We start from the raw sequence: 9903 nt of genomic DNA, 5'->3' as shown, positions 1-9903 counted from the left end.
GCTGGTTTTTCAACCACAACCGGAGCCACAGGCTCTTCTTTGGTGGCGAACAGGCTCACCAGCGACTTCACCAGGCCTTTGAACAGGCTTGGCTCAGGCATGGCGGCAGGGGCGGCAACCGGTGCGGCAGCGACGACTTCGGTCGGAACCGGAGCGTTGGCGCGGGCCGGAGCGGTCTTGACTGCGGCTTCCTGACGAACCAGGGTGCGGGTCGCGGCGGCCGGCTGGACTTCTTCAACTTCCGCAGCGGCAGCAGCGATTTCGTAGCTGGACTGGCCGNCTGNGGCTTCCGGGCTGTCATCGCGCAGGCGCTGCACTTCGAAGTGCGGCGTTTCGAGGTGATCGTTCGGCAGGATGACGATACGGGCACGGGTGCGCAGTTCAATCTTGGTGATCGAGTTGCGTTTTTCGTTGAGCAGGAAGGCTGCAACCGGGATCGGCACTTGTGCGCGGACTTCGGCGGTGCGGTCTTTCAGGGCTTCTTCTTCGATCAGGCGCAGGATCGCCAGGGACAGCGATTCAACGTCACGGATGATGCCGGTGCCGTTGCAACGCGGGCAGACGATGCCGCTGCTTTCACCCAGGGATGGGCGCAGGCGCTGACGGGACATTTCCAGCAGGCCGAAGCGCGAGATACGGCCAACTTGTACGCGGGCGCGGTCAGCTTCCAGGCATTCGCGGACTTTCTCTTCCACGGCGCGCTGGTTCTTGGCCGGGGTCATGTCGATGAAGTCGATCACGATCAGGCCGCCGATATCACGCAGGCGCAGCTGGCGGGCGATTTCTTCAGCCGCTTCCAGGTTGGTCTGCAGGGCGGTTTCTTCGATGTCGCTACCTTTGGTAGCGCGCGCCGAGTTGATGTCGATGGACACCAGGGCTTCGGTCGGGTCGATAACAATGGAGCCGCCGGAAGGCAGTTCGACGACGCGCTGGAAGGCGGTCTCGATCTGGCTTTCGATCTGAAAACGGTTGAACAGCGGAACGCTGTCTTCGTACAGCTTGATCTTGCTGGCGTACTGCGGCATCACCTGGCGGATAAAGGTCAGGGCTTCGTCCTGGGCTTCAACGCTGTCGATCAGCACTTCGCCGATGTCCTGGCGCAGGTAATCGCGGATGGCGCGGATGATCACGTTGCTTTCCTGATAGATCAGGAATGGCGCGGAACGATCCAGGGACGCTTCTTTGATAGCGGTCCACAGTTGCAGCAGGTAGTCGAGGTCCCACTGCATTTCTTCGCTGCTGCGGCCAAGGCCGGCAGTGCGAACGATCAAGCCCATGTCGGCCGGTGCAACCAGGCCGTTCAGCGCTTCACGCAACTCGTTGCGCTCTTCGCCTTCGATGCGACGGGAAATGCCGCCGGCACGTGGGTTGTTCGGCATCAGGACCAGGTAACGGCCAGCCAGGCTGATGAACGTGGTCAGGGCTGCGCCCTTGTTGCCACGTTCTTCTTTTTCGACCTGAACGATGACTTCCTGGCCTTCGCTCAGGACGTCCTTGATGTTCACGCGGCCTTCAGGGGCTTTCTTGAAGTATTCGCGGGAGATTTCTTTGAGGGGCAGGAAGCCGTGGCGCTCGGAGCCGAAATCGACAAAGGCAGCCTCAAGGCTTGGTTCGATGCGAGTAATACGGCCTTTATAGATGTTGGCCTTCTTTTGCTCGCGTGCACCGGATTCGATGTCCAGGTCGTAGAGGCGTTGGCCATCTACCAGTGCAACACGCAACTCTTCGGGTTGAGTTGCGTTAATCAGCATTCTTTTCATGTTGTACCGTCGGTTTCCGGGCTGCCGGAAACGGCGTTCGGCACACACGACTTCTCACGGTCGGTGTCAGGTGCGTCNGGAGTGGTTGGCCATTCCCGTGTCCAGCGATGTCTGGCCAATTGGGCCGTTATCGCGACTTACGCGTCCTGCTTGCTGTGGCTACTTAAGCACTCAGTCAGGAGGAGGAATCAACCAGCGGCTGTGGACGAGATGAAGCGTCTAAATATAAGCCTAGTGCTACACGGTCCGACGGTTGTGCATCTCCACCCTACACGTATCCCTGATAATTCGGGTGCTGCCGCGCGCAGAATCCGCAGCGGGTTGGCATTTACCGTGAGCTCCGAAGGGGGAGGTCACGCATCATGGCTAATTTAGGCGTTGTTTCCGAAGCGTTCGCTCGGGGTCGTCCTTAGCTGACTGCACTTTGTGAACTGGCCATGAATATGGCTCGCAAGGCGAGTGAAAACTCTGCTTTACGGCTTGATTCAGGCCTCATGTCACCTGCGCTTGTTACAGCTGCAAACTCCACCGTTACGTAGCGAAAGCCCCGTAGGACGGCCTCGCGTCCTGGTGAATTGCGATGGTCAGGGCCGGCAATTTGCCGCAAGTCCTCTGTCCAGGCCGCTTTTGGCGGCGTTCGCGACTATAGCAGCAATGATTAAGTGCTTCAATTCCATAAAAAATTGTTATCATCGCCGCCATGACGACTACCGCCCCCCAGACCCCCNGCGTCCAGCTGCTTGAGGTCTCGCCGGAATATGCCGGCCAACGCATTGACAACTTTCTCCTGGCCAGGCTCAAAGGCGTGCCCAAGACCTTGATCTACCGCATCTTGCGTAAAGGCGAAGTGCGCGTGAACAAGGGTCGGATCAAGCCCGAGTACAAGCTGCAGGCGGGCGATATCGTCCGTGTGCCGCCCGTGCGCGTGCCTGAGCGCGACGAGCCGGTGCCACTGGCCCAAGGCCTGTTGCAGCGCCTTGAAGCCTCGATTGTCTTCGAAGACAACAAACTGATCGTGATCAACAAGCCCTGCGGCATTGCGGTTCACGGTGGCAGCGGCCTGACGTTCGGCGTGATCGAGGCCTTTCGTCAGTTGCGTCCGGATGCCAAGGAGCTGGAACTGGTTCATCGCCTTGACCGTGACACGTCGGGCCTGTTGATGATCGCCAAAAAACGCAGCATGTTGCGCCATCTGCACACCGCCCTGCGTGGCGATGGTGTGGACAAACGCTACATGGCGNTGGTNCGTGGTAATTGGGCGGCCTCGATCAAGCAAGTCCGGGCGTCGCTGGGCAAGAGCAATCTGCGTTCCGGCGAGCGTATGGTCGAGGTCGACGAGGAGGAGGGCAANGAAGCCCTGACCCTGTTCAAGGTGCTGCGCCGCTTCGGCGACTTCGCCACCTTGGTCGAGGCCAAGCCGATTACCGGTCGGACTCACCAGATTCGCGTCCACACCTTGCACGCCGGGCACTGCATCGCTGGCGACACCAAGTATGGCGACGAAGGTTTCAGCAAGGAAATCCGCGATTTGGGCGGCAAACGCCTGTTCCTGCACGCGTACCTGCTGACTGTGCCGCTGCCGGATGGTGGCGAGCTGAAATTGCAGGCACCGGTCGATGAGATGTGGGCCAAGACCGTGGAGCGTTTGAGTGTCGCACCTTGATTACAAGCTGCTGATTTTCGATTGGGATGGCACACTCGCTGACTCCATTGGTCGGATTGTCGAGGCGATGCATGTCGCGTCCGAACGATCCGGGTTTCAGTTGCGCGATGATTTTGCCGTCAAAGGCATTATCGGTCTGGGCTTGCCTGAGGCCATTCGCACGTTGTACCCGGACATTGGCGATGCGGAGTTGGTGGCGTTCCGTCAGCACTACGCGGATCACTACATCGCTGCCGAAGCCGTGCCTTCGCCGTTGTTTGAAGGTGTGGTCGAGTCGATGGAGGCGTTTCGCGCCGAGGGTTATCATCTGGCTGTGGCCACGGGCAAGGCTCGTCGCGGGCTGGACCGGGTGCTGAAGGCTCACGGCTGGGAAGATTATTTCGATATCACCCGTGCCGCCGATGAAACCGCCAGCAAGCCCCATCCGCTGATGCTTGAGCAGATTCTCGCGCATTGCGAGGTTCGTCCGGAGCAGGCGCTGATGGTCGGCGATTCATCCTTCGATCTGCAGATGGCGCGTAACGCCGGCATGGATTCGGTGGCGGTCAGTTATGGCGCGCAATCGATCGACGCGCTGAAGCTGTTCGAGCCGCGACTGGCCATTGATCGTTTTTCAGAATTGCATGCCTGGCTGGGTCAGCGGGCTTAACAGGTTTTTGCTGGGGTAGATGTCATGACCGACGAATGGAAGGCGCCCGCCAAGGCGAGGGCAGAGAGCGGTGATGACAAAAGCTGGAAGCTGCTGGAGAAGACGCTTCTGGCCAGCGTCCAGGAGCAGCGCCGTTCCAGGCGTTGGGGGATTTTCTTCAAGCTGCTGACCTTTGTTTACCTGCTTGCCATGCTGGCGCTGTTCANNCCGCTGATGGACATGGAAAAAAGCGCGACCCGCGGTTCCCACTACACGGCGTTGATCGACGTGACCGGCATGATCGCCGACAAGGAGCCAGCCAGCGCCGACAACATCGTTNGCAGCCTGCGTGCTGCGTTTGAAGACCCCAAGGTCAAAGGCGTGATCCTGCGCATCAACAGTCCGGGCGGCAGCCCTGTGCAGTCGGGTTATGTGTATGACGAGATTCGGCGTCTGCGCGCATTGCATCCGGACATCAAGCTGTACGCAGTGATTTCCGACCTGGGCGCCTCGGGCGCCTATTACATCGCCAGCGCCGCTGACCAGATCTATGCCGACAAGGCCAGTTTGGTCGGNTCNATCGGTGTAACGGCGGCCGGTTACGGGTTTGTCGGCACCATGGAGAAGTTGGGTGTGGAGCGTCGGACCTACACGTCCGGCGAGCACAAGTCGTTCCTCGACCCGTTCCAGCCGCAGAAGCCTGAGGAGACTCAGTTCTGGCAGGGCGTTCTGGATACCACGCACCAGCAGTTTATCAATAGCGTGAAGAAGGGCCGTGGTGACCGTCTCAAAGATAAAGACCATCCGGAGCTGTTCTCCGGGTTGGTGTGGTCGGGCGAGCAGGCGTTGCCGCTGGGTTTGATCGATGGCCTGGGCAGTGCCAGTTCGGTGGCGCGGGATGTAATTGGCGAGAAAGAACTGGTGGATTTCACCGTTCAGGAATCGCCGTTCGATCGCTTCTCGAAAAAGCTCGGTGCCAGCGTGGCTGAGCAATTGGCGATGTGGATGGGCTTCCAGGGGCCTTCATTGCGCTGATGCTTTGGTTGCACCAGAAAACCGGCCTCAGTGGCCGGTTTTTTGTGTTCAGGGTATTTGCACGCCTTCGGCCAGCAACATGTCGATCAGGCGAATCAGCGGCAGGCCGATCAGGCTGGTGGCATCCGCCCCTTCGGTGCTTTGAAACAGGCTCACACCCAGTCCTTCAGCCTTGAAGCTNCCAGCGCAGTCGTAGGGCTGTTCGGCGTGCAGGTAGCGCTCGATGCGTGCCGGGTCGAGGGTGCGCATGTGCACGGTGAAAGGCACGCAGTCGACCTGGCAGTCGCCGGTCTGGCTGTTCAGCAGCGCCAGGCCCGTCAGGAAGGTCACGCTGGCACCGCTCGATGCCAGCAGTTGTTCGCGGGCCTTCTCGAAGGTGTGGGGTTTGCCGATGATCCGCTCGCCGAGGACGGCGACCTGGTCGGAGCCGATGATCAGATGGGCGGGGTGGCTGCCGGCAAGTGCCCGGGCTTTTCCTTCGGCGAGGCGCTTTACCAGTTCGATGGCCGACTCATCCAGGCGATGGCTTTCATCGATATCCGGCGAACTGCAGGTGAATGGCAGCTGCAAGCGGGCCAGCAATTCCCGGCGATAAACCGAGCTGGATGCGAGTAATAAAGGCAGCATTAGCGTCTCCGGAAGACAGTCAGGGATTCTAGCGGGGCGACCAGCTGACGCACAGGGCTGAATTTCCTTTGACATGGCTGGGTGCATCCCTATAATGCTGCGCCTATGTTGAATGACCCGATTCCACCTCACGTTGACCCGCGCAAATTGGCAGATCGTGGCACTTCCCTTCAAGGTGAATTGCTGCTGGCCGATTTGGAGAGACTCTGCGACCCGCTTTCCGACACTGTCGGTACGGTGCAGGCCAAATTTGTTTTTGAACGAGATGAACGTAAATCTGTGGTAATCCACAGCTTTATCGACACCGAAGTCAAAATGGTTTGCCAGCGTTGTCTTGAGCTGGTCACCCTGCCGATCCACAGCGAATGCAGTTATGCCGTGGTGAAGGAGGGTGCGAATACCCAGTCGTTGCCGAAAGGTTATGACGTGCTGGAACTGGGCGAAGATCCTTTGGATCTGCATGCACTGATCGAGGAGGAGCTTTTGCTCGCCTTGCCCATTGTGCCTGCTCATCATCCGGAAGAATGCCAGCAGCCGGAGGGTCTCGATGACGAGGCCGAACCGAGCGAGGACGAGGTAACGCGGTCCAACCCGTTCAGTGTATTGGCGCAGTTAAAGCGTGACCCAAACGTTTAGGAGTTAATCAATTATGGCTGTTCAGCAGAACAAAAAATCCCGTTCCGCCCGTGACATGCGTCGTTCGCACGATGCCCTGACGGCGAGCACTCTGTCTGTAGAAAAAACCACCGGTGAAATTCACCTGCGTCACCACGTATCGCCAGAAGGCGTATACCGTGGTCGTAAAGTGATCGACAAGGGCGCTGACGAGTAATCACTTGTCTGCTCAAGTCATCGCGATTGACGCAATGGGCGGGGACTTCGGTCCCCGCAGCATTGTTCAGGCTTGCATCGCCAGCCTGTCTGCAACGCCCTCGCTGCACCTGACCCTCGTCGGTCAACCCTCCCTCCTTGAAGAATTGATCTCTGGCCAATCGGCTGTGGATCGCTCACGCCTGTCAATTGCTCCGGCGTCCGAAGTTATCACCATGGACGAAAAGCCTGCCCAGGCCTTGCGTGGCAAGCCTGACTCTTCAATGCGGGTGGCGCTTGAGTTGTTGCGTGATGGCAAGGTGCAAGCCTGTGTCAGTGCCGGCAACACCGGAGCGTTGATGGCATTGTCGCGGCATGTGCTCAAGACGCTGCCCGGTATCGATCGGCCAGCGATGGTCGCGGCGATTCCCACGCAGAAAGGCTATTGCCAGTTGCTCGACCTGGGTGCAAACGTCGATTGCAGCGCCGAGCATTTATTGCAGTTTGCGGTGATGGGCTCGGTGGCGGCAGAGACCCTCGGCATTGTTCGCCCACGNGTGGCCCTGCTGAATATCGGCACCGAAGACATCAAGGGCAACCAACAGGTCAAGCTCGCTGCCAGCCTGTTACAAGGGGCTCGGGGCTTGAATTACATCGGTTTCGTCGAAGGTGACGGTTTGTACCGGGGCGAGGCGGATGTGGTGGTGTGTGACGGGTTTGTCGGCAATATCCTGCTCAAGTCCAGCGAGGGCCTGGCGACCATGATTGCCGGGCGCATCGAAGCTTTGTTCAAGAAAAACCTCGCCTCGAAAATGGTCGGCGCGCTGGCGCTGCCGCTGATGAGGCGTTTGCAGGCCGATCTGGCGCCTGCGCGACATAACGGCGCAAGCTTTCTCGGGCTGCAGGGCATTGTGGTGAAAAGCCACGGCTCGGCCGGTGTGCAGGGCTTTCAGAGTGCGATTNCNCGAGCGCTGATCGAGATCCAGGAAAACCTTCCGGAACGCATTCACGGTCGTCTGGAGGATTTGTTGCTTTAGGCGTTTTCGTCGGACAATGCTTAAATGTGACCGCTCAGTTCAATTGGCCATCCAACTGTCAGTTTCTTGCGTCCCCCAAGCGGGACGTCAAATTCTCCGACGACAAGATCATTAGGGGCTTGTTACATGTCTACATCCCTCGCATTCGTCTTTCCAGGGCAGGGTTCGCAGTCCCTCGGCATGTTGGCCGAGCTGGGCGCGCAACATCCGCTGATCCTGGAAACCTTCAAGGAAGCTTCCGATGCCCTGGGTTACGACCTGTGGGCACTGACCCAGCAGGGGCCGGAAGAGCAACTCAATCAAACCGATAAAACCCAGCCGGCCATCCTGACCGCTTCGATCGCCCTGTGGCGCTTGTGGCTGGCGGAAGGCGGCGCGCGCCCGGCTTACGTGGCCGGTCACAGCCTGGGCGAATACAGCGCTCTGGTGGCTGCGGGCAGCCTGACCCTCGCTGAAGCGGTCAAGCTGGTCGAGCGTCGTGGTCAGTTGATGCAAGAAGCCGTTCCGGCCGGGCAGGGCGGCATGGCCGCTATCCTGGGTCTGGACGATGCCGTTGTGTTGGCCGCCTGTGCCGAAGCGGCGCAAGGCGAAGTGGTCAGCGCGGTCAACTTCAACTCCCCGGGCCAGGTCGTGATCGCTGGCGCCAAGGCGGCTGTTGAGCGTGCCATCGAAGGCTGCAAGGCCCGTGGCGCCAAGCGCGCCTTGCCATTGCCGGTGAGCGTGCCGTCCCACTGTGAGCTGATGCGCCCGGCCGCCGAGCGTTTTGCCGAGTCCATCGCCGCCATCAATTGGCAGGCGCCGCAGATCCCGCTGGTGCAGAACGTCAGCGCGGCCGTGGCGGCCGATCTGGAAACCCTCAAGCGCGATCTGCTTGAGCAGCTCTACAAGCCTGTACGCTGGGTTGAATCGGTCCAGGCGCTGGCCGCCAAGGGCGCGACCCAGTTGGTCGAGTGCGGCCCTGGCAAAGTACTCGCCGGCCTGAACAAACGTTGCGCCGAAGGCGTATCGACATCCAACCTCAATACCCCAGACGCTTTCGCTGCCGCCCGTGCAGCGCTGGCCTGAATTAGGAGAAGCCTGCATGAGTCTGCAAGGTAAAGTTGCACTGGTTACCGGCGCCAGCCGCGGTATTGGCCAGGCTATCGCCCTGGAGCTGGGTCGTCAGGGCGCTATCGTTGTAGGTACCGCGACGTCCGCTTCCGGCGCCGAGCGTATTGCCGCTACCCTGAAGGAAAACGGTATTCAAGGCACTGGCCTGGAACTCAATGTCACCAGCGACGAATCCGTTGCCGCTGTACTGGCGAGCATCACTTCGCAGTTTGGAGCGCCGGCGATCCTGGTCAACAATGCCGGCATCACCCGCGATAATCTGATGATGCGCATGAAAGATGACGAATGGCATGACGTCGTCGATACCAACCTGAACAGTCTGTTCCGCCTGTCCAAGGGCGTTTTGCGCGGTATGACCAAAGCCCGTTGGGGACGAATTATCAGTATTGGCTCTGTAGTGGGTGCCATGGGCAACGCAGGCCAAGTAAACTACGCAGCCGCCAAAGCCGGTCTGGAAGGTTTCAGTCGTGCATTGGCACGTGAAGTCGGTTCGCGGTCGATTACGGTCAACTCGGTAGCCCCAGGGTTCATCGACACCGATATGACCCGTGAACTGCCGGAAGCACAGCGTGAAGCTTTGCTGACACAGATTCCGCTGGGCCGTCTGGGCCAGGCTCAAGAGATCGCGAATGTGGTCACTTTCCTGGCATCCGACGGTGCGGCATACGTGACTGGGGCTACAATCCCGGTGAACGGCGGGATGTACATGAGTTAAATTGTGACGGATCGCTTCAAAAAAATGTCATACGAGCTGTCTAAAATCCGTTATAAAGCTGCAATTTATTTATAGGCAGGTGGTCTGCCGGGTACAAGGGTGAAGCTTTCAGTTGAAAAGCTGAAAAGGCTTTCTATACACTTACCCACTGGCCAGCTGCCTGAATTTGTCCATTAGGAGTTAAACAAGGTATGAGCACCATCGAAGAGCGCGTCAAGAAAATCGTCGCCGAGCAACTGGGCGTTAAAGAAGAAGAAGTGACCAACACTGCTTCCTTCGTAGAAGACCTGGGTGCCGATTCCCTTGACACCGTTGAGCTGGTGATGGCTCTGGAAGAGGAATTCGAGACCGAAATCCCGGACGAAGAAGCTGAAAAGATCACTACTGTACAAGCCGCAATCGATTACGTTACTAACCACCAGGCTTAATAGNTTGTAATCGTTGCTTGCTGTCATGGAAAAACCGCACTGCCATCACGGCGTGCGGTTTTTTCTTTAGCTCTGAAGCAAAGTCATCAT

The 9903-nt window shown here is 58.8% G+C and carries 11 protein-coding genes; 9 read left to right on the top strand and 2 right to left on the bottom strand.

Translation table 11 applies throughout. The features are described from left to right. Nucleotides 1-1760: ribonuclease E (gene rne / locus B7L09_RS08930; protein ID WP_094468512.1), on the bottom strand; the 1760-nt coding region annotated here is incomplete at its 3' end. Between the two features lie 700 nt (nt 1761-2460). On the opposite strand from rne, the gene rluC reads away from it, so the two are divergent. Genes rluC through sppA form a run of 3 tightly spaced genes read left to right on the top strand, consistent with a single transcriptional unit; the run spans nt 2461 to nt 5086 of the window. Then, complete coding sequence (gene rluC, locus B7L09_RS08925) at nt 2461-3423, top strand: 23S rRNA pseudouridine(955/2504/2580) synthase RluC (RefSeq protein ID WP_094468511.1); 963 nt, start codon at nt 2461-2463, stop codon at nt 3421-3423. Beyond that, on the top strand, nt 3410-4072 hold the full coding sequence (locus B7L09_RS08920; RefSeq protein WP_094468510.1) for an HAD-IA family hydrolase: 663 nt from the start codon (nt 3410-3412) through the stop codon (nt 4070-4072). The genes rluC and B7L09_RS08920 overlap by 14 nt, the downstream gene beginning before the upstream one ends. A gap of 24 nt (nt 4073-4096) precedes the next feature. Further along, nucleotides 4097-5086 carry a signal peptide peptidase SppA gene (gene sppA / locus B7L09_RS08915; RefSeq protein ID WP_094468509.1) on the top strand — a complete coding sequence of 330 codons (990 nt, stop codon included), beginning with the start codon at nt 4097-4099 and terminating at the stop codon, nt 5084-5086. Between the two features lie 48 nt (nt 5087-5134). Here the strand turns inward: sppA and B7L09_RS08910 are convergent, their stop codons facing one another. Then, nucleotides 5135-5713 (bottom strand): Maf family protein, encoded by a 579-nt coding sequence (locus B7L09_RS08910; protein ID WP_094468508.1) that lies wholly within the window; start codon nt 5711-5713, stop codon nt 5135-5137. Nucleotides 5714-5818: 105 nt separating this feature from the next. On the opposite strand from B7L09_RS08910, the gene B7L09_RS08905 reads away from it, so the two are divergent. The 6 genes from B7L09_RS08905 (at nt 5819) to acpP (ending at nt 9813) form a co-directional block, all read left to right on the top strand. Next, nucleotides 5819-6349: a YceD family protein gene (locus B7L09_RS08905; protein WP_032886799.1), complete on the top strand. Its 531-nt coding sequence runs from the start codon at nt 5819-5821 to the stop codon at nt 6347-6349. Nucleotides 6350-6362: 13 nt separating this feature from the next. Continuing rightward, nucleotides 6363-6545 carry a 50S ribosomal protein L32 gene (rpmF, locus tag B7L09_RS08900; RefSeq protein WP_008152339.1) on the top strand — a complete coding sequence of 61 codons (183 nt, stop codon included), beginning with the start codon at nt 6363-6365 and terminating at the stop codon, nt 6543-6545. A gap of 4 nt (nt 6546-6549) precedes the next feature. Continuing rightward, entirely contained in the window at nt 6550-7560 is a 1011-nt protein-coding gene (gene plsX / locus B7L09_RS08895; RefSeq protein WP_094468507.1) for a phosphate acyltransferase PlsX, read from the top strand. Nucleotides 7561-7686: 126 nt separating this feature from the next. Beyond that, nucleotides 7687-8625 (top strand): ACP S-malonyltransferase, encoded by a 939-nt coding sequence (fabD, locus tag B7L09_RS08890; protein ID WP_094468506.1) that lies wholly within the window; start codon nt 7687-7689, stop codon nt 8623-8625. Nucleotides 8626-8641: 16 nt separating this feature from the next. Beyond that, nucleotides 8642-9385: a 3-oxoacyl-ACP reductase FabG gene (fabG, locus tag B7L09_RS08885; RefSeq protein WP_094468505.1), complete on the top strand. Its 744-nt coding sequence runs from the start codon at nt 8642-8644 to the stop codon at nt 9383-9385. Between the two features lie 191 nt (nt 9386-9576). Beyond that, entirely contained in the window at nt 9577-9813 is a 237-nt protein-coding gene (gene acpP, locus B7L09_RS08880) for an acyl carrier protein (RefSeq protein WP_094468504.1), read from the top strand. Nucleotides 9814-9903 lie beyond the last annotated feature (90 nt).

It is taken from the genome of Pseudomonas mandelii (assembly GCF_002251635.1).
In the GTDB taxonomy this organism is placed as follows: domain Bacteria; phylum Pseudomonadota; class Gammaproteobacteria; order Pseudomonadales; family Pseudomonadaceae; genus Aquipseudomonas; species Aquipseudomonas mandelii_B.
Note: the sequence above shows the minus strand (reverse complement) of the source record. Positions and strands in the feature narration are given on the sequence as shown.

What these genes read in the sequence shown, in the direction of transcription:
- B7L09_RS08905 (WP_032886799.1), top strand. Translation starts at nt 5,819, where the DNA reads ATGTTGAATGACCCGATTCCACCTCACGTTGACCCGCGCAAATTGGCA.
- rpmF (WP_008152339.1), top strand. Translation starts at nt 6,363, where the DNA reads ATGGCTGTTCAGCAGAACAAAAAATCCCGTTCCGCCCGTGACATGCGT.
- fabD (WP_094468506.1), top strand. Translation starts at nt 7,687, where the DNA reads ATGTCTACATCCCTCGCATTCGTCTTTCCAGGGCAGGGTTCGCAGTCC.
- fabG (WP_094468505.1), top strand. Translation starts at nt 8,642, where the DNA reads ATGAGTCTGCAAGGTAAAGTTGCACTGGTTACCGGCGCCAGCCGCGGT.
- acpP (WP_094468504.1), top strand. Translation starts at nt 9,577, where the DNA reads ATGAGCACCATCGAAGAGCGCGTCAAGAAAATCGTCGCCGAGCAACTG.